The organism is Pseudomonas zeae (genome assembly GCF_014268485.2).
GTDB classification, from domain to species: domain Bacteria; phylum Pseudomonadota; class Gammaproteobacteria; order Pseudomonadales; family Pseudomonadaceae; genus Aquipseudomonas; species Aquipseudomonas neuropathica.
Genome location: NZ_CP077090.1, coordinates 6467826 through 6492647 on the forward strand (window position 1 = coordinate 6467826; position 24822 = coordinate 6492647).

At 60.7% G+C, this 24822-nt stretch carries 20 protein-coding genes; 8 read left to right on the forward strand and 12 right to left on the reverse strand.

Annotation, left to right across the window (positions count from 1 at the left end):
* Positions 1-363: 363 nt before the first annotated feature.
* From HU754_RS28560 to ilvD, 4 genes are all read left to right on the forward strand, one after another.
* On the forward strand, positions 364-1437 hold the full coding sequence (locus HU754_RS28560) for a SagB family peptide dehydrogenase (RefSeq protein WP_186620419.1): 1074 nt from the start codon (positions 364-366) through the stop codon (positions 1435-1437).
* The gene (locus tag HU754_RS28565; protein WP_186620053.1) at positions 1434-2411 is read left to right on the forward strand and encodes a diiron oxygenase; all 978 of its coding nucleotides are present in this window, start codon (positions 1434-1436) and stop codon (positions 2409-2411) included. The genes HU754_RS28560 and HU754_RS28565 overlap by 4 nt, the downstream gene beginning before the upstream one ends.
* Positions 2404-3636, forward strand: coding sequence for a multidrug effflux MFS transporter (locus HU754_RS28570; RefSeq protein WP_186620054.1), 1233 nt, complete (start codon positions 2404-2406; stop codon positions 3634-3636). Before HU754_RS28565 ends, HU754_RS28570 begins: the two co-directional genes overlap by 8 nt.
* Positions 3637-3904: 268 nt before the next feature.
* Positions 3905-5746, forward strand: a complete 1842-nt coding sequence (ilvD, locus tag HU754_RS28575; RefSeq protein WP_099757433.1) for a dihydroxy-acid dehydratase — start codon at positions 3905-3907, stop codon at positions 5744-5746.
* A gap of 188 nt (positions 5747-5934) precedes the next feature.
* Here the strand turns inward: ilvD and HU754_RS28580 are convergent, their stop codons facing one another.
* Positions 5935-6996, reverse strand: coding sequence for an HAD family hydrolase (locus HU754_RS28580; protein WP_099757434.1), 1062 nt, complete (start codon positions 6994-6996; stop codon positions 5935-5937).
* A gap of 242 nt (positions 6997-7238) precedes the next feature.
* On the opposite strand from HU754_RS28580, the gene HU754_RS28585 reads away from it, so the two are divergent.
* Complete coding sequence (locus HU754_RS28585; protein ID WP_095049438.1) at positions 7239-8630, forward strand: L-cystine transporter; 1392 nt, start codon at positions 7239-7241, stop codon at positions 8628-8630.
* Positions 8631-8738: 108 nt separating this feature from the next.
* On the opposite strand, the gene HU754_RS28590 is transcribed toward HU754_RS28585, so the two are convergent.
* Complete coding sequence (locus HU754_RS28590; protein WP_186620055.1) at positions 8739-9251, reverse strand: dihydrofolate reductase; 513 nt, start codon at positions 9249-9251, stop codon at positions 8739-8741.
* A gap of 85 nt (positions 9252-9336) precedes the next feature.
* Here HU754_RS28590 and HU754_RS28595 point away from each other — a divergent pair, with 85 nt between their 5' ends.
* Together HU754_RS28595 and HU754_RS28600 are read left to right on the forward strand one after the other, a co-directional pair.
* A complete protein-coding gene (locus tag HU754_RS28595; RefSeq protein WP_186620056.1) occupies positions 9337-10716 on the forward strand; it encodes a DUF2868 domain-containing protein in 1380 nt (459 codons plus the stop codon).
* Positions 10709-12094, forward strand: a complete 1386-nt coding sequence (locus HU754_RS28600; protein ID WP_186620057.1) for a GTPase/DUF3482 domain-containing protein — start codon at positions 10709-10711, stop codon at positions 12092-12094. The genes HU754_RS28595 and HU754_RS28600 overlap by 8 nt, the downstream gene beginning before the upstream one ends.
* Before the next feature lie 160 nt (positions 12095-12254).
* On the opposite strand, the gene HU754_RS28605 is transcribed toward HU754_RS28600, so the two are convergent.
* From HU754_RS28605 to HU754_RS28635, 7 genes are all read right to left on the reverse strand, one after another.
* Positions 12255-12815, reverse strand: a complete 561-nt coding sequence (locus HU754_RS28605) for a phosphonate degradation HD-domain oxygenase (protein ID WP_186620058.1) — start codon at positions 12813-12815, stop codon at positions 12255-12257.
* Positions 12815-13948: a TIGR03364 family FAD-dependent oxidoreductase gene (locus tag HU754_RS28610; RefSeq protein WP_186620059.1), complete on the reverse strand. Its 1134-nt coding sequence runs from the start codon at positions 13946-13948 to the stop codon at positions 12815-12817. The genes HU754_RS28605 and HU754_RS28610 overlap by 1 nt, the downstream gene beginning before the upstream one ends.
* A 145-nt stretch (positions 13949-14093) precedes the next feature.
* Positions 14094-15119 (reverse strand): putative 2-aminoethylphosphonate ABC transporter substrate-binding protein, encoded by a 1026-nt coding sequence (locus HU754_RS28615; protein WP_016983209.1) that lies wholly within the window; start codon positions 15117-15119, stop codon positions 14094-14096.
* A 26-nt stretch (positions 15120-15145) separates the two neighbouring features.
* On the reverse strand, positions 15146-16870 hold the full coding sequence (locus HU754_RS28620) for a putative 2-aminoethylphosphonate ABC transporter permease subunit (RefSeq protein WP_186620061.1): 1725 nt from the start codon (positions 16868-16870) through the stop codon (positions 15146-15148).
* The gene (locus HU754_RS28625) at positions 16870-17946 is read right to left on the reverse strand and encodes a putative 2-aminoethylphosphonate ABC transporter ATP-binding protein (protein ID WP_093429802.1); all 1077 of its coding nucleotides are present in this window, start codon (positions 17944-17946) and stop codon (positions 16870-16872) included. Before HU754_RS28625 ends, HU754_RS28620 begins: the two co-directional genes overlap by 1 nt.
* Before the next feature lie 243 nt (positions 17947-18189).
* A complete protein-coding gene (locus HU754_RS28630; protein ID WP_186620063.1) occupies positions 18190-19053 on the reverse strand; it encodes a LysR family transcriptional regulator in 864 nt (287 codons plus the stop codon).
* 13 nt (positions 19054-19066) lie between these two features.
* Positions 19067-21376: a heavy metal translocating P-type ATPase gene (locus HU754_RS28635; RefSeq protein WP_186620065.1), complete on the reverse strand. Its 2310-nt coding sequence runs from the start codon at positions 21374-21376 to the stop codon at positions 19067-19069.
* Between the two features lie 84 nt (positions 21377-21460).
* Here HU754_RS28635 and cadR point away from each other — a divergent pair, with 84 nt between their 5' ends.
* Positions 21461-21910, forward strand: a complete 450-nt coding sequence (gene cadR, locus HU754_RS28640) for a Cd(II)/Pb(II)-responsive transcriptional regulator (protein WP_016983204.1) — start codon at positions 21461-21463, stop codon at positions 21908-21910.
* Positions 21911-22035: 125 nt separating this feature from the next.
* Here cadR and HU754_RS28645 read toward each other — a convergent pair whose 3' ends face one another.
* From HU754_RS28645 to HU754_RS28655, 3 genes are all read right to left on the reverse strand, one after another.
* Positions 22036-23007 (reverse strand): thymidylate synthase, encoded by a 972-nt coding sequence (locus HU754_RS28645; RefSeq protein ID WP_102901367.1) that lies wholly within the window; start codon positions 23005-23007, stop codon positions 22036-22038.
* A gap of 49 nt (positions 23008-23056) precedes the next feature.
* Positions 23057-23872: a prolipoprotein diacylglyceryl transferase gene (lgt, locus tag HU754_RS28650; RefSeq protein ID WP_016983202.1), complete on the reverse strand. Its 816-nt coding sequence runs from the start codon at positions 23870-23872 to the stop codon at positions 23057-23059.
* Positions 23873-23951: 79 nt separating this feature from the next.
* Positions 23952-24734 (reverse strand): sulfite exporter TauE/SafE family protein, encoded by a 783-nt coding sequence (locus HU754_RS28655; RefSeq protein ID WP_016983201.1) that lies wholly within the window; start codon positions 24732-24734, stop codon positions 23952-23954.
* Positions 24735-24822 lie beyond the last annotated feature (88 nt).

Genomic DNA, 24822 nt, shown 5'->3' on the forward strand with positions numbered 1-24822 from the left:
AACTTCCTACAATTATATTCCCGCAGACATGCAGGACATTTCCTTACGTCTTTTAATTACTGAAACTTGCCCTACAAGTTTATTTCCAGCTAAAGATTGCTCCGACAAAATTACTGGAAATTTCCTACCTAATATCCCCTTGCCAATAATCCATTACAAACTATTATGAAGTTGTCACCACGAGGTGACTTCAACTATCAATGAACAAGGAGTTCACATCATGAAAAGTATTTCTCTGGAAAGTAAAAAAATCGCAAACCTGGCTTTTCTGGTTGCCCCTAAAGCCCGCTAAGTAAGTCAGGACGCTGGGGAGTGCCGGCAACCCGGCGTCCTTTTGACTTCTTCCAGAGTGAAACGATCAATATGCACATCAATCCTTACTTGTTTATATTGCCGCGCCAGACCGGACAAGTTGTGTGGAATTATAAAAACCATACACAACACGAACTTGATCTGAACTATGCAACTCGCCTTGCGCAACTAATCAACGATCCTCAACTGTTCGACGCGCACAACATAATAGACACACAACTATTGAGCGCAGATATTCTTACCGTTTCAAAAATAGACAATCCGCCATGGGGCTGGGATGAGCTGTCGAAGATTTATCACATCGGCACACAAAATATTCCCTGCGAACATACCCCACAGAATATTCACGAGTGGTCCAGGCAATATCTGGCGCACTGCAACGAAGTACTGGCCACCCCACAGCCTGCTGCAGACCGCCCGACGCCAGCACCCGAGCAGCGTATCGCCCTGCCTGCGCCGGGCGCTTTGAATAACGACCGTCTGGGAAATGTTCTGCTTCAGCGCAAAACCTGCCGTTCCTATTCAGGTGCAGCGATATCGCTGAAGGACGTCGGCACCCTGCTTTACCTTTCCCTCGGTTATCTCCATGAACGAGACAATGATCGCGACGACAGCATCGCCCAAGGACTAAGCGCACGGCGAAGCAGTCCTTCCGCGGGGGGCCTGAACGCTTGCGAAGGCTTCCTCCTGGTGCAGAACGTCGAAGGCCTGGAACCGGGCATCTATGCCTATCATCCGGCCGACCACACCCTGAGCCGGATCAATCCGCTGCCTCAACCAGCGCTGGGCCAATTGCTCGGCGGTCAGCACTTCATCAACAACCTGCCGCTGGGGTTGTTCATCACCGCCCGTTTTGACCGGCTCTGGTGGAAGTACGAACACTCGCGGGCCTATCGCATGGCCTTCGTTGAAGCGGGCCACTTGTCGCAAACCTTTCAACTGGTCGCCACGGCACTGGGCCTCAACACCTGGCTGACCGGCGCATTTGCCGACCAGCAGGTCGAAGCACTGCTCAATCTCGAGGGCAGCGCTGAACAACCGCTGTTCTTTGTTGGCTGTGGACAAAGCGACGGGCAAGTGATGTGCCACGAAATGCGCGAGCTGTTGCGCGAGGGACAGGCATGACCCTGTCGATGGCCGACCCTGATCAAGCGCCGGTGTCCTGGGCGCTCAAATTTACCTTGGGAGACTGGGAAAGCCGGGCCTCGGTGCGCAGCAGTACCCATGACTATCAATTGCCCGACGATGTGCCGCTGCAACTGCAAACCCGCCACTGGTTCCCGCCGGCATTTCTGCCTTATCTGGCACATCCGGCCATCCAGGCGGCGGGGCGCGACGTACAGCATCGACTGGCAGCCAACCATCTGGTGCATTTTCTCGATTACACCACCTTGCTTGAACACCGCATCGTCAATCGTGCAGTGGAAGTCATCGTGCACCGGGAACTGCCCCTTTACGTGCCTCTGCCGATGAAGCACGCCGCGTTGCAGCTCTACACCGACGAGGGTTATCACGCGCTGTTCTCCAATCGTCTCGCCGAACAGATCGCCGCGTTTTACGGGTTCACCGGACGTCCGACGATTCCGAAGCGCATCAGCCGCCTCAACGCACTGATCGCCCGCATCCCGGAAAACAACCGGCCACTGGCATGGTTTCTGCTCGGTTTCGTCTCGGAAACCATCATTGCCCGCGAGCTGCTGGACGTCTGCCGCGACAGCCTGGTGTCCAGCGTCAACGACATGCTGCGCGACCACCTGACTGACGAAGCCCGCCACAGCCGCTACTTCAGCGAGGTGTTCCATTATTTCTGGCTGTCGATGAACAGCCGCCAGCGTGCGTTTGTGAGCCGGACACTGCTGGAGATCATCGGGATTTTTTTCGAGGCCGACGAACGCTGGCTGCAACAGAGCCTGCGAGGGGCAGGCATCGCCGACAGTGACGTGAAACAAATCGTCGGCGGCATGGCAACGGTGCAAGCCAACCGGGCCCGTGCACGATCAGGCGCCATCGCAACGCTGGACGCACTACGCAAGGCCGGTTTTTTCGCACTTCCCCATAACCAGAAACTTTTCGCCAAGGCAGGACTGATCGATGGATAAAGGACAATCCGTGGCAACCACCAGGCAGCGCCGCGCCGCTGTCAGCCTGTTGCTGGCCATGGTGCTGCTGGGTGTGTTTCCACTGGACGTGCTGCTGCCCTCCTTTCCGGCAATGGCGACGCACTTTCTCCGTTCACCGGCAGACATCGCACTGTCCATCAGCCTGTTCGCCGTGGGGATCGCGTTTGCCCAGCTTTTGATCGGCCCCCTCTCGGACGTGATCGGGCGCAAGGGCCTGTTACTCGCCGGCATGAGCGTATCGATGCTGGGTGCGTTCGGTTGCGTGATGACCTCCGATTACACGCTATTCCTGATATTTCGGGTGATGCAGGCCTTGGGCTGTGGATGTTTCGTGCTGTCGCAGGCACTGGTGCAGGATCTGTTCGAAGGTGAAGAGCGCGACCGGTTACGGATCCTGATGGTCACGGCGACCGGGATATTCATTTCGGTATCGCCGCTGGCCGGGACTTTTCTCCAGGCGACACTTGGTTGGCGCGGCAGCTTCTGGATCTTTTGCGCACTGTCCGCCACGGTGCTGATCAAGGCCTGGCTGTTTTTACCGAGCAGCCGACCGGCCTCAGGTGGTTCGCCGACCGGCTTCATTCAATCCTACCGACGCGTGTTGGGGGACTTCGAGTTTGTCGGCTACTGGCTGATTTCGGCGTTTGCCTTCGCTTGCCACTTCTCGTTCATCGTGATTTCGCCGCTGATTTTCATGGACCAACTGCAACTCGCGCCTTACGACTTTTCGCTGATCCTGCTGGTTTACGGTGCGGCGTATGTTGTCGGCGGGATCATCGCCGCGGTACTCAATCGACGCATCACGCCGGTTCAGCAAATCTTCACCGGGCTGAGCCTGATACTGCTGTCGGGACTGGCAATGCTGTACCTGGCAGCCAATCATGTGTTGGCGCCGGCCACGGTGTTGATCCCGATGCTGATCTGCACCGCCGGCACCACCATTGCCCGCCCTGCCGCCACCTCTCGGGCCATGGGCCTGTTTCCTGAGAACGCCGGCACATCGGCCTCGGCGGGCAGTACGATCATCTTTATATGTGGCGGCCTGATCAGCGCATTGATCAGCCTCAGTCCGGCCAATCTGCAATTGACGCTGGGCTACAGCTTTTTGCTGCTGAGCGCGATTGCGCTGGTGCTCAACAACCGGCTCAGCCGTCGCGCGAAAAACCTTGAAGGCAACGTCATGGCGCAGACCGGCGGTGATTAAACCCGCCGGTCGTCATCCCATACACGCCGTCGGCACTGGAACAACGCTTTGCGCCATTCCCTCCAGACGCCAGCGGTGTAGAATCGGCTGATTCATCGCCATTCATCCCCCGGCGGGTTTATGAGCTCAGGCTGAGACCAGCGGCGATCCCGCAACGTCATCGGCAACTTCACGGACACACGGCCATTTCTGAGTGTTCCAGACGTCAATAGAAGCTCACTCCCCTTTTGCACCTGATTAGTAAGTGATTAGCCGCCCGGAGTGCTCCATGCCAGATTACCGCTCGAAAACATCCACCCACGGCCGCAACATGGCCGGTGCCCGCGCACTGTGGCGCGCCACGGGGATGAAAGATGACGACTTCAAAAAGCCGATCATCGCCATTGCCAACTCGTTTACCCAGTTCGTACCGGGCCACGTGCACCTGAAGGACCTCGGTCAACTGGTCGCCCGTGAAATCGAACGCGCCGGTGGCGTGGCCAAGGAATTCAACACCATCGCCGTGGATGACGGCATCGCCATGGGCCACGACGGCATGCTGTATTCGCTGCCGAGTCGCGAAATCATCGCCGACTCCGTCGAGTACATGGTCAACGCCCACTGCGCCGACGCCATCGTCTGCATCTCCAACTGCGACAAGATCACCCCGGGCATGCTGATGGCTGCCTTGCGCCTGAACATTCCGGTGATTTTCGTTTCCGGCGGCCCGATGGAAGCCGGCAAGACCAAACTCGCTTCCCACGGCCTCGACCTTGTCGATGCCATGGTGATCGCCGCCGACGCCAGCGCTTCTGACGAGAAAGTCGCTGAGTACGAGCGCAGCGCCTGTCCGACCTGCGGTTCGTGCTCCGGCATGTTCACCGCCAACTCGATGAACTGCCTGACCGAAGCACTGGGTCTGGCATTGCCCGGCAATGGTTCGACCCTCGCCACCCACAGCGACCGCGAACAACTGTTCCTGCAGGCCGGCCGCACCATCGTCGAGCTGTGCAAACGCTACTACGGCGAGAACGATGAGTCGGTATTGCCGCGCAACATCGCCAACTTCAAGGCGTTCGAGAACGCGATGATGCTCGACATCGCCATGGGCGGTTCGACCAATACCATCCTGCACTTGCTCGCTGCCGCTCAGGAAGCCGAGATCGATTTCGACCTGCGCGACATCGATCGTCTCTCGCGCAGCGTCCCGCAACTGTGCAAAGTGGCGCCGAACATCCAGAAGTACCACATGGAAGACGTGCACCGCGCCGGCGGCATCTTCAGCATCCTCGGCTCGCTGGCCCGTGGCGGTCTGCTGCACACCGACCTGCCGACTGTGCACAGCCGCAGCATGGAAGAAGCCATCGCCAAGTGGGACATCACCCAGACCGACGATGAAGCGGTGCACCACTTCTTCAAGGCTGGTCCTGCCGGCATTCCGACGCAGACGGCGTTCAGCCAGTCGACCCGTTGGGAAACCCTCGATGACGACCGTGAAAACGGCTGCATCCGCAGTTTCGAACACGCCTATTCGCAAGAAGGTGGTTTGGCCGTGCTGTACGGCAACATCGCGCTCGATGGCTGCGTGGTGAAAACCGCCGGTGTTGACGAGTCGATCCACGTCTTCGAAGGCAACGCGAAGATCTTTGAAAGCCAGGACAGCGCCGTACGCGGCATCCTCGCTGACGAAGTGAAGGAAGGCGATATCGTCATCATTCGCTACGAAGGCCCGAAAGGCGGCCCGGGCATGCAGGAAATGCTCTACCCGACGTCGTACCTGAAATCCAAAGGTCTGGGCAAAGCCTGTGCGCTGCTCACCGACGGCCGTTTCTCCGGCGGCACGTCGGGTCTGTCCATCGGCCACGCTTCGCCAGAAGCAGCAGCCGGCGGCGCTATCGGTCTGGTGCAGGACGGCGACAAGGTGCTGATCGACATTCCGAACCGCTCGATCAACCTGTTGGTCAGCGACGAAGAACTGGCGGCACGCCGCGCCGAGCAGGACAAGAAAGGCTGGAAACCGGTCGAGGTGCGTCCACGCAAAGTGACCACCGCCCTCAAGGCCTACGCCCTGCTGGCGACCAGTGCCGACAAGGGTGCTGTGCGTAACAAAGCGATGCTCGACGGGCTGTAAGCCTCAGCTGTCGAAAAGAAAATGCCCCGCCAAGTGCGGGGCATTTTTTTGTCTGGCCGAAATCCCAAAGTCACTGCAGATCAAACTGTGTGCGAGCCTGCTCGCGAATGCGGTATGTCAGAAACGAAGAAGGTGACTGACACTACGCTTTCGCGAGCAGGCTCGCTCCCACATTGGATCGGTGTGGCTTACTGAATCTCCTCCGGTTTGACGATCACCCAGTTCTTGTCCGCTGTCACCGGCAAACCTTCCTTGGCCTGCGCCGCCGCGTGCTTGGCCATCATGCCGTTCAACTGCGTCATGTACTTGTCCTTGCGGTTGACCCACAAGTGAATCCCGCCCTTGGCCACATCGACATCGTGGAACAGCATGTAACCGTCGCTGGTCGGGGTATCGCCACCGACCAATACCGGTTTTTTCCATTCATCGATGTAGGTCAGAATCGCTGCGTGCTTGCCGGCCATCCACGTCGCCGGCGTCCACAGATACGGCGTCAGTTCGAGCCCAAGGTTGGCCTTCTCGTCATATTTGCCGGCGGTAATCTGCTTGCGTGCCGTGGTCAGTTCGTTGGTCTCGCGGTTCTTCAGCAGGGTGGTCACGCCGATGACGTTTTGCGGTTTGACGTTGTAGCCGTACTTCGGATCCGCCGCGACCATGCGCACCAGCTCTTCAGAGGCGGCGGTCATCACGTAGACCTCAATGCCGTTCTCCATCAGCTTGTTGTACAGCTCTTGCTGGCCGGTGAAGATCTTCGGCGGATTGACGTCGAGTTTCTTGACCACATCGCCTTCGTAGTAAGTCGCTGGCACCGGCTTGCCCGAAGCCATCAGCTCATCGACGTAGCCTTTGAGTTCCTTGAGGGTGAAACCGGAGAACACCTGCGCCACCCACGGGTAGCAGACCATGTCGTCGACTTCGCAGAGGCGGTAGTAGTAACTGAACAGGCTTTCCTTGTGGTCGGCGGTGTCCTTGAACGGCATCAGTTTCAGGGAAGGATCAAGCTTGTCGCGGGTGATCAGGCCCTTGTTTTCCATGAACGGCAACAAGGATTCTTCGAGGTCGTAGCGGTAACTGGTGTTGTCCATGTCGAACACCGCGTAGTTACCCTTGTTGGCGTTGGCGGCGATCATCGCGTCCAGCGCCTTGGCCTGATCGGCCGGCCAGTGTTTCAGGTCGGTGGCGAACGCCTGAGTGGCCAGGCCCATGCCCACAGCCAGTGCGACAGCCAGAAATTTCGGTGCGAACTTCATAAGCCTCTTCTCCCTGATTCAAAGAGATCGACGCTAACAAATATGTGTGACAGTCCTCGTCTGTCAGCGACCGCCCTCGTCCCTGTTTGCGCCAGATGCATTGCCGAGAGCGACACGGGCTTATTCCAAAAACGACGGACGCCCTAAGATTTCGGTATTAAATCATTGCAAATCAAGCTGTTAGGCTTGCCGGTTCGCAGCAGCCCCGGAAGGCTGTTGGCACAGTCTTTCCTGGAGATCTCATGAATCTACCGTTGATTCTCAACCTGCTGGTGTTCCTCGCCCTGCTCTTCGGTCTGGCACAAACCCGCCACACCACGTGGAGCCTGGCGAAAAAAGTCCTGCTCGCGCTGGTGCTGGGTGTTGCGTTCGGCGTGGCCCTGCACACCGTTTACGGTGCCGGCAACCCAGTGCTGAAAGCTTCGATCGGCTGGTTCGATCTGGTCGGCAACGGCTACGTGCAGTTGCTGCAAATGATCGTCATCCCGTTGGTGTTCGCCTCGATCCTCAGCGCCGTGGCACGCCTGCACAATGCTTCGTCGCTGGGCAAGATCAGCTTCCTGACCATCGGCACCCTGCTGTTCACCACTGCGATCGCGGCGCTGATCGGCATCGGCCTGACCAACCTGTTCGGCCTCACCGCTGAAGGTCTGGTCGCCGGCACCCAGGAAATGGCCCGTCTGCAAACCATTCAGACCGACTACGCCGGCAAGGTCGCCGATCTGAATGTGCCGCAACTGCTGCTGTCGTTCATCCCGCAAAACCCGTTTGCCGATCTGGCGCGGGCCAAGCCAACCTCGATCATCAGCGTGGTGATTTTCGCCGCATTCCTCGGGGTTGCCGCGCTGCAACTGCTCAAGGATGACGTCGAGAAAGGTCAGAAAGTGATCAACGCCATCGACACCCTGCAAGCCTGGGTGATGCGCCTGGTGCGTCTGGTGATGAAACTGACCCCATACGGCGTGCTGGCGCTGATGACCAAAGTGGTCGCCGGTTCCAACCTGCAAGACATCATCAAACTCGGCAGTTTTGTGGTGGTGTCGTACCTCGGTCTGGGCCTGATGTTCGTCGTGCACGGTTTGCTGGTGTCGGCGGCGGGTATCAACCCGTTGCGCTTCTTCCGCAAGATCTGGCCGGTGCTGACGTTCGCGTTCACCAGCCGCTCCAGCGCGGCGAGCATTCCGCTGAGCATTGAGGCGCAGACCCGCCGTCTGGGGATTCCGCAGTCGGTGGCGAGTTTTGCTGCATCGTTCGGCGCGACGATTGGCCAGAACGGTTGCGCCGGTTTGTACCCGGCGATGTTGGCGGTGATGGTTGCGCCAACCGTAGGCATCAATCCGCTGGATCCGCTGTGGATCGCGACGCTGGTGGCGATTGTGACCTTGAGTTCGGCGGGTGTGGCCGGTGTGGGTGGCGGCGCGACGTTCGCGGCGCTGATCGTGCTGCCGGCAATGGGGTTGCCGGTGTCACTGGTGGCGTTGCTGATTTCGGTTGAGCCGCTGATCGACATGGGCCGCACGGCGTTGAACGTGAGTGGCTCGATTACCGCTGGGGCGATTACCAGTCAGGTGATGCAGCAGACTGATAAAGAATTGCTGGATGCTGATGAGCATGCGGAGCTGGCTCAGGCTTAAGCTCATCTTTGCCTGATCTGGCCACTTCGCGAGCAGGCTCGCTCCCACATAGGAATGCGTTTCCCCTGTGGGAGCGAGCTTGCTCCGGGCGGCGTTCCGACGAAGCTCTTAGGCTTTCTCCCAAACCTCAAAGCTGTACGCAGGTTTGTCGCCCTCAGCCGGATTCGGCACATTCGAGACCAGTTTCCACTGCTCCAAATCAAACTCCGGAAACCACGCATCCCCCTCCGGGCTCAACGCCACGCGAGTCAGATACAGACGATCCGCCCGCGCCAGCCCTTGCGCATACAACTGCGCGCCGCCAATCAGCATCAGCTCATCGACGCCCTGCTCCTTCGCCCATTCCTCGGCGCGAACCACGGCTGCTTCCAGCGACGGATAAACTTCCGCACCTTCGAGTACCAGACTGGCCTGACGGCTGACCACGATGTTCAAGCGCCCCGGCAATGGCCGGCCGAGCGAATCCCAGGTCTTGCGACCCATGATGATCGGCTTGCCCAAGGTGGTGGCCTTGAAGTATTTGAAGTCCCCCGGCAGGTGCCAGGGCATGCTGTTGTCGACGCCGATCACGCGGTTTTCACCGAGGGCTGCGATCAGGCTGAGGGGGAGTGATTTAGTCATGCCGGCGAGGATACCAGAGCCGCGCTTACCCCGATAAGCGCCACAGCGGTTATGCTCAGCGCTCATTTAAGCGACGGGACGCCGCGTGACTGAACTGACTCCACTGCAAAACCTCTGGCTGACCGAGACCGTGCGCCTGCGCGAAGAACACGCAGGCCCCTTGGAAGATCTGGAAGCCAACCGACTGGCGCGCACGGCCGGCGGCGATCTGCCGAGCCGCATTCAACGCCGGGCGCTGTGGCTGGCCGAACGTGACGGACTGACGGCAGCCCTCAAACACTGGCTGCAAGGTGCGCGTCTGGCGCTGGTGCTGATGGCGCTACTGGCCTGCGTCACTGGCGCAGGCATGGCATTTTCTGCGCTCGGCGACGGCACACGAGCGGTCAATATTTTCTGGGCGCTGGGCACCTTGCTCGGGGTCAATCTGATCCTCCTGCTGAGCTGGGCGCTGGGCCTGCTTTTCGCTGGCGAACACGGAGCAGCGCTCGGCCGCCTGTGGCTGTGGCTCAGCGAAAAATTTGCCCGGGACGCCAAGGCCGCGCAATTACCCCCCGCATTACTGGTCTTGCTGCAACGCCACAAACTCAATCGCTGGGCGATTGGCACGCTGGTCAATGGCCTGTGGCTGCTGATCATGTTCAGCGCGCTAAGCATGCTGATATTGATGATGGCCACTCGGCAATATGACTTCATCTGGGAAAGCACGCTGCTGGGCGCAGACTTCTTCGCGGCACTGACTGATGCGTTGACGGTGATTCCCCATGCGCTGGGCTGGAGTGCGCCGAGCGTGGACATGATTCGCGTGACGCTGGACACCGATTACAACCGCGTCCTGGTTCGCCAGATGTGGGCGATATGGCTGGTCGGCGCGGTGCTGATCTATGGCGTGCTACCCCGTCTGCTGCTGATGCTGTTCTGCCGTTGGCGCTGGAAGCGTGGTCGGGATCGCTTGCGTCTGGACTTGAACCTGCCCGGCTACGCGCAACTGCGCGAACGTCTGATGCCGACCAGCGAACGCCTCGGCGTCAACGATCCGGAGCCTGCGCAACTGCACCGCGTCGAAAGCAGCGTCGGCGGACTCGCCAGCGAAGGTGCCTTATTGGTCGCCATCGAACTCGATGAACAACGCCCATGGCCACCCGCACTGCCGAAAAACGTCAGCAACGCCGGCATCCTCGACAGTCGCGAATCGCGCCATAAACTCCTCGAACAACTCAGCCGCTTCCCGCCGGCACGTCTGGCGATTGCCTGCGACCCACGGCGCTCGCCGGATCGCGGCAGCCTCGCCTTGATCGCTGAACTGGCGCGTAGCGCGGGCGAGACTCGCGTGTGGCTGCTGCAAGCGCCACCGGGCGAAGCACTGGATGCCGAGCGCCTCGGCGACTGGCACATCGCGCTGCAACAGCTGGATCTGCAGTTTGCCGATTGCGCACCGTTGAACTGGCTGGAGAGTGGCCATGACTGACGCCTGGAAAGCGCCGCTGAAACTCGCGGTGGTCGGCCACACCAACGTCGGCAAAACCTCGCTGCTACGCACGCTGACCCGCGATGTCGGCTTCGGCGAAGTCTCCCATCGCCCGAGCACCACGCGGCATGTCGAAGGCGCGCGGTTGTCGGTGGACGGCGAACCGTTACTCGACCTCTACGACACGCCTGGCCTGGAAGATGCGATCGCTCTGCTGGATTTTCTCGAACGACTGGAGCGACCCGGCGAACGCCTCGATGGCCCTGCGCGGCTGACGCGGTTTCTCGACGGCAGCGAAGCGCGCCAGCGTTTCGAGCAGGAGGCGAAAGTGCTACGGCAACTGCTTACTTCCGACGCCGGTTTGTATGTGATCGACGCCCGCGAACCGGTGTTGGCCAAGTATCGCGATGAGCTGGAAGTACTCGCCAGTTGCGGCAAACCGCTGCTGCCGGTACTGAATTTTGTCAGCAGCGCCAACCATCGCGAGCCAGATTGGCGTGAAGCGCTGGCGCGGCTTGGTCTGCATGCTCTGGTGCGTTTCGACAGCGTGGCGCCGCCGGAGGATGGCGAGCGACGGCTGTACGAAAGTCTCGCGTTGTTGCTGGAGAATGCTCGGCCACAATTGGAGCGGTTGATTGCCGATCAGCAGGCTCAGCGCCTTGCCCGTCAGCAAAGTGCGGCGCGATTGATTGCTGAATTGTTGATCGACTGCGCCGCGTGTCGGCGCAGTGTGGTCAGTGAAGCCGAGCAGGAACAGCAGGCGATCAGTGAACTGCGCAAAGCTGTGCGCCAGCGTGAGCAGAAGTGTGTTGAGGCGCTGCTCAAGCTGTATGCGTTCCGCCCGCAAGATGCGGCGGCGAGTGATTTGCCGCTGCTGGATGGGCGCTGGGGCGATGACTTGTTCAATCCGGAAACCTTGAAGCAACTCGGCGTGCGCGTGGGTGGCGGCATTGCTGCCGGTGCGGCGGCGGGGGCTGGTGTGGATTTGCTGGTCGGCGGGATTACCCTTGGCGCGGCGGCGCTGGCGGGTGCAATTGCCGGTGGTGCGCTACAAACGGCGCGCAGTTATGGCAGTCGCTTGCTGGGCAAGATCAAAGGGCAGCGTGAGCTGACAGTGAATGACGGGGTGTTGCGGCTGCTGGCGTTGCGTCAGCGGCAACTGGTGTTGGCGCTGGATCAGCGTGGGCATGCGGCGATGGATACGGTTCAGGTGGCGACACCGCAGGACAAGACCTGGCGCGAGGGCAAGTTGCCGGAGGCATTGAGCAAGGCGCGGGCACATCCGCAGTGGTCGTCGCTCAATCCGCAGGCGAAATTGAATCAAGCGGAACGGCAGGAGCAGATTGAGGCGTTGGTGGGGAAGGTGCTTGAGCTGTAGACGCCGACCCTCACCCCAGCCCTCTCCCAGAGGGAGAGGGAGCTGACCGTGTTGTTCTTCCGTCATACGTCGACCTGAGATATCCAGTCGAACTCAGGTTTAAAAGGCATGAAAATCGGCTCCCTCTCCCTCCGGGAGAGGGCTGGGGTGAGGGCGACAATCACACAGTAGACAACAATCTCGCAGCCTTACGCTTCAAAACCCCAAGATCCATCACCGGCACCGCCATCTCCTTGGCCAGCTCATCCCACTGGCGCATCCGCAGACTGACCGCACACAACGGATCCCGCGCAAACGCATCCGCTTCAGCCTCGGTCATCACCCCGCCCTGATACGCCAGCGTCCGCCGACTCGCCTCACTCAGCCGATCAAAATACCCCGGCTCACGCAACGTCAGATACCGCTTGGCCTGCACGTGATATTCCACCAGCCGCGCCATGCGCTCGCTGAACCCGGCCTCACGCAAATAATCCGCACCCAGCCGTTCATGGCTGACCACGCCATACCCGCCCATGTTCTCCGCGCCCTCGGTACACAAATGGCCGATGTCATGGAAGAACGCCGCGAGCACCACTTCGTCATCGAAGCCTTCGGCCATCGCCAGCTCAGCGGCCTGGGACATGTGCTCGATCTGCGACACCGGCTCGCCGATGTAATCGCTAGTGCCAAAGCGCTCATACAAGCCGAACACCCGGGCGACGACTTGCTCGTGACCTGTCATCAATCTTCCTCCAGCAACTGCGCGATATTGCGCTCAGCCAACGCCGGGCCGACGCTCATGCCGACGCCGGTGTGCATCAGCGCCACACTTAGCCCCGCTGCCGGGCGCAGGAACGAGAACGGCCCCGGCCCCCGGGAACCATAGACGCCCTGCCAGCGCTCGACCACTTGCACCTTGCAGCCCAGCGTCTGCTCGGCGAGTTCAAGCATCCAGTTATCCACTTGCTCGGCGTTGAACGGTGAAGGATCGCTGCCGTAATGATGCGAGTCGCCGATGATCAGTTCGCCGTACGGCGTCGGGCTGATCAACAGGTGGATGCCGTTGTCGTGCAGGTGCGGTTGCTCACGGAGGATTTGCGCCTGCACCGCCGCTGCTTCCGGCAGATCGGCGAAGGCGCCGTAATGCACGCAACTGAGGCCGGTGAGCAAGGCGTGTTGCAGATTCAGTTCGGTCTGCGGTTTGGCGCGGAGCATTTGCAGGCGGCAGATTTGCGGGTCGAGTGCGGCAATCGGCTCGGCCAGCAAAGTCTGATAATCGTGGCCGGAGCAGACGATAATCTGCTTCGCCGTAAAGCTGCCGACGGTGCTGTGCAGACGCCCCGGTTCGACGTCGCGCACCAGCGTGGAGAAATGAAACTCCACACCAAGGTCGCGGCGCAGATAATCGATCAGTGCCGGAATCGCTTCGCGCGAATACAGCTGTTGATCGTCCATACCGTGCAACGCGGCGCGGTGGTGGCTGAACTGACCGTGATACAGATCGCGCAAGGCAGCGCCGCGCAGCAACTGGATGTTGTAACCGTGTTCCACGGCGCGACCGTTGCAGAAGGCTTCGAGCAGATGTTCTTCGGCTTCAGTGCGGGCAAACAAGTAGGAGCCGTTGCGTTTGATTTGCAGCCCGGCGAGTTGCGCCCAGTCGCCCCATATTTCGCGGCTGGCCTTGGCCAGTTCGAGCATTGGGCCCGGCGGTTGGCCGGTGACCAAGGCCTGACCGAAGTTGCGCACCGAAGCGCCGAGGGGGGTAGCGGTGCGTTCGAAAACGGCGACCTTGAGGCCGCGTTTGGCGGCGGCGTAGGCGTGGGACAGGCCGAGGATGCCGGCGCCGACGATCAGCAGGTCTAGGTGTTGTGTCATTTAGAAATGTCCTGCATGAGAGACCGCTTTCGCGAGCAGGCTCGCTCCCACAGGGATTTTTAGTGCCCACAGCATTTGCGTTCACTGAAGATCCAATGTGGGAGCGAGCCTGCTCGCGAAGGGGCCCTGTCAGTCGATGGAGATCTTACTTGGCAACCACTTTCTCGGACTTGCCGTCATAACGCTTGCGCCACTCGGTGAGGATCTCGTCGCGGTTCTTCGAGGCCCAGGCAAAGTCGTTCTTGATCAGGCGTTGCTCATAATCCGCCGGCAATTCGGTCTGCGGCTTGGCGATCCCTGGCTGCGCGAGGACAGCGAAGTTCTCCTTGTACAGATCCATCGCCTCAGCACTCGCTGAGAAGTCAGCCAGTTTCTTCGCGGCCTCTTCATGCGGCGTACCTTTGATCACCGCCGTCGCTTCGATCTCCCAACCCAGGCCTTCCTTCGGCAGGATGATGTCCAGCGGCGCGCCCTGACGCTTGAGCTGTACCGCCGGGTATTCAAAGGAAATACCAATCGGGAATTCGCCCGCCGCTGCCAGTTTGCAAGGCTTGGAACCGGAGTGAACGTACTGGCCGATGTTCTGGTGCAGACCGTCCATATAGGCCCAGCCCTGCTTCTCGCCGAAGGTTTGCAGCCAGGCGCTGACGTCGAGGAAACCGGTGCCGGACGACGCCGGATTCGGCATGACGATCTTGCCCTTGTACTCAGGTTTGGTCAGGTCCTGCCAGCTCACGGGCTTGGTCAGGCCCTGCTTCTCGGCCTCGACGGTGTTGAAGCAAATAGTCGCGGCCCAGACGTCCATGCCGACCCACGCTGGCGGGTTGGCGGCGTCGCGGTAGTTCGCGCCGATCTTGCCGAGGTCCTTCGGCGCGTAGCTCTGCAGCATGCCTTGCTGATCGAGGATCGCCAGGCTCGAAGCCGCGAGGCCCCACACCGCATCAGCCTGCGGACGAGCCTTCTCGGCGAGCAGCTTGGCGGTGATGATCCCGGTGGAATCACGCACCCACTTGATCTCGACGTCCGGGTTGGCCTTTTCGAAGGCTTCTTTGTAGGACTTCAATTGCTCGGCCTCGAGGGCGGTGTACACCGTCAACTCGGTTTTTGCCGCGAAGGCATTCAGGCTGAAAGTAGCGAGCACAGCAGCGGCCAGGGCCATAGGCTTGAACATGATCGTTTTCCTGTAAGTGAGTTGAATCAGTGACCGGGCGCGGTTTGCCGCCAGGCTTGAGAACGGCGCAGCAAGCCGCGCGAAGCCCACGCCAGCAGCAAGGACACGCCCGCCGAGGTGAACAGAATCAGGGTCGACATCGCCGCCGCGCCGCCGACGTTGCCGGCGTCATCCATGTTCAGCACTGCCACCGCCGCGAGGATGGTGTCGGGGCTGTAGAGGAAGATCGCCGCCGACACCGTGGTCATCGCCGAGACGAACAGGTAGCGCACGATGTCGAGCAGCGCCGGCAGGCAGATCGGCACAGTGACACGCAGGTAGTGGCGGTACAGCGGCGCTTTGAGCGACAGCGCGGCGGCTTCGAACTCGGCATCGAGTTGGCGCAGCGCGGTGGTCGCGGTCATTTGTGCGGTGGTCAGGTAGTGCGCAATCGTGCAGACGATCAGCAGCGTCATCGTCCCGTAGAGCACATGCAGCGGATTACCCGTGAGGTTGAAGAAGAAGACGTAACCCAGACCGAGCACCAGCCCCGGCACCGCCATCGGCACAAAACTGAGCATGCGCAGGGCCAGGTTGAGTCCGCGTTGGCTGCGGGTTTTCTCCATCAGGTAAGCGCCGGTAAAGATCAGCACACTGCCGATCAGCGCCGTGCCCAACGCCATCTTCAGACTGTTGCTGTAGGCCAGCCAGCCACCGCCGGCGGTTTCGTTGAACTGATAGTGGTTGAGCGACAGCGACAGGTTGTACGGCCAGAACTTCACCAGCGAGGAAAACACCGCCATGCCGAACACCAGAATCAACGCGGCGCTGATCAGCACAACAATCGCCAGATAGCAGCCATCGCGCAGTTTCGACGGTGCCGGTTTGAACACCTGTGCACGCCCGCTCATGGAATCGCCGTGTCGCCGACGCAACCACGCATCGACGCCGAAGCTGAACAGCGCCGGCAGCAACAGCACCATGCCGATCAACGCGCCGCGACCGAATTGCTGTTGGCCGACCACGGCTTTGTAGGCTTCCAGCGCCAGCACTTGATAGTCGCCACCGACCACCACCGGCACCCCGAAATCGGTGATGGTCAGGGTGAACACCAAACAGAACGCGGCAAACACCGCTTGGCGAGTGGCCGGCCAGGTGATGCTGCGGAAAGCCTTGGCGGGACTGGCGCCCATGCTCGACGCAGCATCAAACAGACGCGCATCGGCCAGCGACAGCGCCGAGAGCAAAATCATCAATGCATGCGGGAAGGTGTAAATCACCTCACCCAGCACAATCCCCCAGAACCCGTAGATGTTGTCCGAGAGCAGGCCGCGCAACATGCCCTGGTTGCCGAACAGATAGACCAGTGCAATGCCTGGCAGCATCGACGGCGCCATCAACGGCAGCAGGGAAATTCCGCGCCAGATGCCCTTCGCCGGAATCATTGTGCGTTGCAGCGCGTAGGCAAACAGGTAGGCCAGCGGTACGACGATGGCCGCGACGCTGAGGGAAACTTTCAGGCTGTTGCCGAACAGCCAGTGGAAATTCTCGCTGCTCACCAGCTCCTTCGCCGCGACCCAGCCACCGCCCTGCCCGGCTTCACTGCTGAAGCCGCGCCAGAAGATCGCCAGCAACGGCAGCAACACCGCGACGCCAAGCAACAGCAGCAAGAGAAGCTTGCCGCCGACGACAAAAATGCGGTCGCCAATCTCGGCTTTCGAGGACTGTCGCACCTGCTTGTGCGGTAGCGGCAGCGCGAGGTTGCTGTTCATCAGGCAAACACCTGCAGGCTGCGCGGCGGCAAGGCGACCATGATTTGCTGGGCGCCGAGGCGCGGCATGGCTTCCGGCGCGAGTTCGGCGAGCAGTGCGTGGCCCGGCAACTGATCGAGTTCGAAGCTCATGCGGCAGCGGTTGCCGAGGAAGGTGATCTCGCGGACTTTGGCCGGGAACAGGTTTTCTTCGTGCACCGGCGGATTGACGTTGATCGCTTCCGGGCGGCAGAACAACCGGCCCGAGGCGCGCTGGATGCTGCCGTCGCTGAGGCGCAGGTTCATTCCGCCGACCTGCGCGTGAGTGTCGCTGCTGCGCTGGAACGGCAGCCAGTTGCCCTGACCAACGAACTCGGCCACGAACGGTGTGGCCGGGCGGTTGTAGATTTCCTGCGGCGTGGCGTACTGCTCGACGCGGCCGTTGTTCATCACGGCGATGCGGTCGGCCATCAGCATGGCTTCGTCCTGATTGTGCGTGACCATCAGCGTGGTGATGCCGAGGTTGCGTTGCAGCTGGCGCAGTTCGGTGCACAGATGCTCGCGGACGCGGGCGTCGAGGGCGGACATCGGTTCATCGAGCAACAACAGCGATGGTGCTGGTGCCAAGGCCCGAGCAAGAGCAACGCGCTGTTGCTGGCCGCCGGACAATTGGCCGGGGAATTTTTTCTCGCTGCCAGTGAGGCCGACCAGTTCGAGCATTTGCCCGACGCGACGGCGTACTTCATCACGACCGCTGCCAGCGAGGCCGTAGGCAATGTTCGCTTCGACGGTCAGATTGGGGAACAGCGCGTAAGACTGGAACAGAATCCCGTAGTCGCGGGCTTGTGGGGCAAGGTGCGAAACGTCGCGGTCGCCGAGGTACAGCTCGCCACTGTCCTGCTTCTCCAGACCGGCGATGCAGCGCAGCAACGTGGTCTTGCCGCAGCCCGACGGGCCGAGCAGGCACACCAGCTCACCGGCGGCGACGTCGAGGGAGACGTTATCCAGCGCAGTGAACGCGCCGAAGCGTTTCTGTACGCCGCGCACTTTCATCGGCGCACCGGGGTTGGTCAGGGCAGTTGCGATGGCAGGATTCATGGACAGACCTCATCAAGCAGATGGGGCCAATCCTAGAGTTGTAATGCGTCCGTCATGTGGCAGTGAGGCAAAAACGGCCGATAGTGGTATTCGGGGATTTTGGTTCAGAAGATTCAGGTCTTGGGTTGTTTGAACCGACGCCTTCGCGAGCAGGCTCGCTCCCACAGGGGATAGTGTTCACAACCCAAATCCAAAGTGGGAGCGAGCCTGCTCGCGAAGAGGCCAGCTCGCACACTGAAGATCTCAGGCCGGCGACATTTCCTGCGCCAACCCAAGAAACGCCGCCGGCAACCGCGCGCCCTTCCTCTCCTTCAGGCAATACAGATATTCGGGAATCTGCGGCGCATTTTCGATCGTCAACACGCGCAACTGCGGATCATGCGGCACTTCCTGACGGGCAATGATGCTGATGCCGATATTGCGCAGTACCGCCTCACGGATCGACTCACGGCTGCCAATCTCCAGCAACGGACCGAAACTCACCCCGGCGCTGGCCAGCAACTCTTGAGTCAGCCGCCGGGTCGTTGACCCGGTTTCGCGCATCAACAAGGTATGCCCGGCCAGTGCGCTCAATGTCACATGATCATGGGCCGCCAGCGGATGGTTGCGATGCACCGCCAGCACCAGTGGATCAGTGCCGAGCACCCGGCGAATCAATCGCGCATCGTCGAGCAACTGTGACGAAGCGGCGACGTCCACTCGGTAATCCTCCAGCGCTTCGAGCACCTGCTGCGAGTTACCGATTTCCACCGACACTTCCACCTGCGGCAAGCGCTCGCGGAAGGTCTTCACCAGATCGAGGATGTAATACGGCGCCGTCGCGGCAATGCGCAAAGTACCCTGCACCTGACCGCTGTTGCGCAGGAAGAACTCGATGTCGGCCTCCTGCTGCAACAGCGTCTTGACCATCGGCAGCAACCGCGCACCTTCCTCGCTGACGCTCAGACGCCGGCCGCCACGGTAGAACAACTCCACCGAATACTGGCTTTCCAGATTGCGGATCTGCGTGGTCACGGTCGGTTGGCTGAGACCGAGTTTTTTCGCCGCCAGCGTGATGCTGCCCAGGCGGGCGACCATGTAAAACGCTTTCAGCTCGGCACTCAGCACAACCTTTCCTCATCTATTTGCGCAGCAGGCGCAAACCGTTGAACACCACCAACAGGCTTACGCCCATGTCGGCGAACACCGCCATCCACATGGTGGCGAGCCCGGCGAAGGTTACCGCAAGAAAGATAGCCTTGATCACCAGTGCCAACGCAATGTTCTGTTTCAGGATGCTTGCGGTATTGCGCGACAGGCTGATGAACGCCGGAATCTTGCGCAGATCGTCGTCCATCAGGGCGACATCGGCGGTTTCAATCGCGGTGTCGGTACCGGCCGCGGCCATGGCAAAACCAATCTCGGCGCGGGCCAGTGCCGGCGCGTCGTTGATACCGTCGCCGACCATGCCGACTCGGCGGCCCTGTGCATAAAGCTCTTCGATGGCTTGCAGCTTGTCGGTCGGCAGCAAGTCGCCACGCGCTTCGTCGATCCCGACCTGTGCGGCAATCGCTTGGGCGGTGTGGACGTTGTCGCCGGTGAGCATCAGGGTTTTCACCCCGAGTTCATGCAATTGGCGGATCGCTTCGCGGCTGGTCTCCTTGACGGTGTCGGCCACGGCGAACAGTGCCAGCGGGCCAGAGCTGTCGAGCAGTAACACCACGGATTTGCCCTGTTTCTCCAGCGCGAAGAGCGTTTCTTCCAACGCCGGCGAGCACAAACCGAGTTCTTCGACCAGGCGATGGTTGCCCAAGTGGTACGTCTGGCCGTTGATTTCGCCTTTGACGCCGCGCCCGCCCAATGCTTCGAAGTTATCCACAATCAGCGCAGCGAAGTTTTTATCCACAGCGGCGTTGGCGATGGCCAGCGACACCGGGTGATCGGAGCGTCCTGCCAACGCCGCAGCGATTGCAGGTGCGCTGGCATCGGCGGTTGGATCGAGCGACAGGTAATCGGTCTGCACCGGTTTGCCGTGGGTGATCGTCCCGGTTTTATCCAGCGCCAGATAATCCAGTTTGAAGCCGCCCTCCAGGTACACGCCGCCCTTGACCAGAATGCCTTTGCGCGCCGCTGCCGCGAGGCCGCTGACGATAGTCACCGGGGTGGAAATCACCAGTGCGCATGGGCATGCAACCACCAGCAACACTAGCGCACGGTAGATCCAGTCGAACCACACAGCGCCCATGAACAGCGGCGGAATGATCGCCACGGCCAAGGCAAACACGAACACTACCGGCGTGTAGATTTTCGAGAATTGATCGACGAAGCGTTGGGTCGGCGCACGCGCGCCTTGGGCCTGCTCGACGGCGTGGATGATCCGCGCAAGAGTCGAGTTGTTCGCCGCTGCGGTCACCGCGTATTCCAGCGAACCGGCCTGGTTGATGGTGCCGGCGAAAACTTTGTCGCCGACAGTTTTCTCCACCGGCAGGCTCTCACCGGTGATCGGCGCCTGGTCGATGGTCGAACTGCCGCTGACCACTTCACCGTCCAGCGCGATACGCTCGCCGGGTTTCACTCGCACGCGGGCGCCGAGCTCGACGCTCTTCACGTCCTGCTCAATCCACGAACCGTCAGCCTGCAACACCGTGGCTTGTTCCGGCGTCATCTGCATCAGGCCGCTGATCGCGTTGCGCGCACGGTCCAGCGAGCGCGCTTCGATCAACTCGGCGACGGTGAACAGGAACATCACCATCGCCGCTTCCGGCCACTGACCGATGAGGATGGCACCGGTGACGGCGATGCTCATCAGTGCGTTGATGTTGAGGTTGCGGTTCTTCAGGGCGATCCAGCCCTTTTTGTAGGTAGTCAGGCCACCGCTGAGGATCGACACCAGCGCAATGATCGCCACCACCCAGGTGGGAGCGGCGTTGGTGAAGTGGATGACTTCGGCAGCGAGGGCGCCGACACCGGACAGCGCCAAGGGCCACCAAAGCTTTTTCACTGGCGCCGGGGCCGGTGCTTCGACGCCCGCCTCCAGAGGCTCGGCGTGCATGCCGAGGGATTTGATCGCTTCGGTGATCGGCTCGGTGCCCGGCAGGTTATGGGTCACGCCGAGTACGCGGTTGATCAGGTTGAATTCCAGTTGCTGCACGCCGGCGAGTTTGCCGAGCTTGTTCTGAATCAGCGTCTGCTCGGTCGGGCAGTCCATCGCCTCGATGCGGAAACTGCTCAGTCGCGCATCGGCGCTGGTCTGCTCGCTCAATTGCACCAGCGCAGGCGCGGCAGCTGTCGACGAGCAGCAGGAATCTTCGTGCGCATGAACCGGTGCCGGCGCAACGACTTTCGACCCGCAGCAAGAATCGCCACCCTGTGAATGTTTATGCACAGGCTGCAATTTATGACTGTGATCGTGGCCGTCGCCGGGCTTATGGGTGTGCTGGGAATCGCTCATTGGTCGCGTCCATGAAGGTGCCTGTTGCCAAGTAAAGACCCTGTAGCCACTATAGGGTCAAGCACCCTTTTGGAGATTGTCGTCATGAAGATCGGAGAACTGGCCAAACTCACCGACTGCGCCGTGGAAACCATCCGCTACTACGAGCGCGAAAACCTCCTGCCGGAACCAGCGCGCAGCGACGGCAACTACCGCGTCTACACCCAGGCCCACGCCGAACGCCTGACCTTCATCCGCAACTGCCGCACCCTCGACATGACCCTCGAAGAGATTCGCAGTCTACTGGCCATGCGTGATAGCCCTCAGGATCAGTGTGAAAGCGTGAATACGCTGATCGACGAGCACATCCAACATGTGAAGGCGCGGATTGATGGCTTGTTGGCGTTGCAGACACAACTGCTCGACCTGCGCCAACGTTGTGGCGAAGGGCCGATGGCCGATCAGTGCGGAATTTTGCAGCGCCTGGAAGTGAGTGGCGGGGTTGTCGCGACGGAGGTTGAGCACTCCCATGTTGGCCGCAGCCACGGTCATTAAGACTCACGCAAAACCAAATGTGGGAGCGAGCCTGCTCGCGAAAGCGGTGTATCAGTCGACATCTCTATGACTGACACGCCCACTTCGCGAGCAGGCTCGCTCCCACAGGGGTTTTATGCAACGGCTTAGACCGCCATTGGCGCGGTCATTGGCGCGTGGTGTTCGTAGCCTTCCAGCGAGAAATCGCTCGGCTCGACCAGCTCCAGCCACTCCGGCTGATAAACACCGGTCTTGGCAAACTCCGGCACACGATCCGAAATTTTCAGCTTCGGCATGGCGAACGGCTCGCGCTTGAGCTGTTCGTTGAGCATGTCCAGATGGTTCTCGTAGACGTGCGCATCACCGATGAAATAGGTGAACCAGCGCGGCGTGTAGCCGGTCAGGCGACCGATCAGGCTCAGCAGCGCGGCGCCTTCGGTGAGGTTGAACGGCGTGCCCAGACCCAGGTCGTTGGAGCGGATATAGAGGGTCAGGGAGATCTCTTTGGTCTCGACGTTCGGGTGGAACTGGTACAGCAGATGGCACGGCGGCAGGGCCATTTCATCCAGCTGCGCGACGTTCCAGCCGTGGAACAGGATGCGGCGGCTGCCCGGATCGTTGATGATCGTGTCGACGCACTGACGCACCTGGTCGATGGCTTTGTACAGCACCACGTAGGCCTGGCCGTCTTCTTCGCCTTGAGCGATCTGCTTGTAGCCGTTGGCCAGGGTTTGTTCGATGGCGGCGCTGTTGCTCAGCGGGATCTGCTTGTACGCCGGCCATTTGCGCCATTGCACGCCGTAGATTTCGCCGAGGTCGTCGTCGCCCTGACGGAACGGGTTGGCCAGCCACTGCGCGTTTTCGTTGGCGTTCTGGTCCCAGACCTTGCAGCCCAGCGCCCGGAATTCAGCGGCGTTGTTCACGCCACGGAGAAACCCGCACATCTCGCCGATGGCCGATTTGAAGGCCATTTTGCGCGTGGTGATCGCCGGAAAACCTTCCTGAAGATCGAAACGCAGCATCGCACCCGGGAAGCTGATGGTGTTGATACCGGTGCGGTTGGCTTGTTTGGTGCCGTTCTGAATGACGTGCGAGACCAGTTCGAGATATTGCTTCATGAGTTACCTGTGTCCTTTGAGCCCCGGCGTCGCGCGCCGGGTTCGTAGTTTAAGCCGTCGGCGCGAGCGGTGCTGCCGGTGCGCGACGATAGGCCAGCCAGATCAGGAACAGCCCGCCGACGATCATCGGCACGCAGAGCACCTGGCCCATGGTCAGCCAGTTCCAGGCCAAGTAGCCCAGTTGCGCATCCGGGACGCGAACGAACTCGACGATGAACCGGAAGATGCCGTAAAACAGCGCGAACATGCCGGAAACGGCCATGGTCGGACGCGGCTTGCGCGAGAAAATCCACAGGATCAGGAACAGCGCCACGCCCTCGAGCGCGAACTGATACAGCTGCGACGGGTGACGCGGCAGTTGCGCCGGATCGCTGAATGGCGGGAAGACCATGGCCCACGGCACGTCGGTGGCCTTACCCCACAACTCGGCGTTGATGAAGTTGCCGATACGCCCGGCGCCCAGGCCGATCGGCACCATTGGTGCGACGAAGTCCATCAACTGGAAGAACGACTTGCCGTTACGCTTGCCGAACCACAGGGCCGCGAGCATCACGCCAATGAACCCGCCGTGGAACGACATGCCGCCCTTCCACACTTCGAAAATCAGCGTCGGGTTGGCCAGGTAGGCACTCAGATCGTAGAACAGCACGTAACCCAGACGTCCGCCGACGATCACGCCCATCGACATCCAGAAGACCATGTCGGAGAGTTTCTCCTTGGTCCAGGTCGGGTCGAAACGGTTGAGCCGGCGCGACGCCAGCAGCCACGCACCGCCGATGCCGACGAGGTACATGAGACCGTACCAGTGGATTTTCAGCGGACCGATGGCCAGGGCCACCGGGTCGATCTGCGGGTAAGGCAGCATTGCGACTCCTCGTTAGAGTTGAAACCAAAATTCCCGGGCGACGCTGCCACCACAGGATTAAGCCAGGATTGCGAAGTGGTTAAAGCAAGAAGCTCAGACCCACGCTGAACAGCAAAGCGGCGAACAGCCGTTTCAGCAAGCGCGGCGACAACCGATGTGCCAAACGCGCGCCGATGCGGGCGAAGACCATGCTGGTCAGGGCGATGCCCAGCAGCGCCGGTAAATAAACAAAACCGAGACTATGCGGTGGCAACAACGGATCGTGCCACCCCAGAATCATGAAACTTAATGCACTGACCAGGGCGATCGGCAGACCACAGGCCGATGAGGTTGCCACGGCTTGCTGCATCGGCACGCTGCGCCAGGTCAGGAACGGCACGGTCAGCGAACCGCCGCCCACGCCAAAAATCGCCGAGGCCCAACCGATCACACTGCCGGCCACGGTCAGACCGAGTTTACCTGGCACGGTTCGGCTGGCCTTGGGTTTGATGTCCAGCGCCAGTTGCACCGAGATGATCAAGGCGAAAACGCCGATGATCTTTTGCAGGTGCGGCCCGGAAATCGCTTCAGCGGTCAGCGCGCCAAAACCGGCCCCCAACAGAATGCCGACGGCCATCCACATGAAGATCGGCCAGCGCACTGCGCCTCGACGGTGATGCTCACGCACGGCGTTGACCGAGGTGAAGATGATCGTCGCCAGCGAAGTGCCGACCGCCAGATGCGTGAGGATCGACTGATCGAAGCCCTGCAAGGTGAAACTGAACACCAGCACCGGCACGATGATGATCCCGCCGCCAACCCCGAACAGCCCGGCCAGCACGCCCGCACAGGCGCCCAGCGCCAGATAGAGCAGAAATTCCATGACCGTCTCCCCAGACCGCATCCGCAAAACCGGAGCGGCATGGTAACGGATGCACACCCTTTGGCTCCACTGGCGATGGATGCACGGA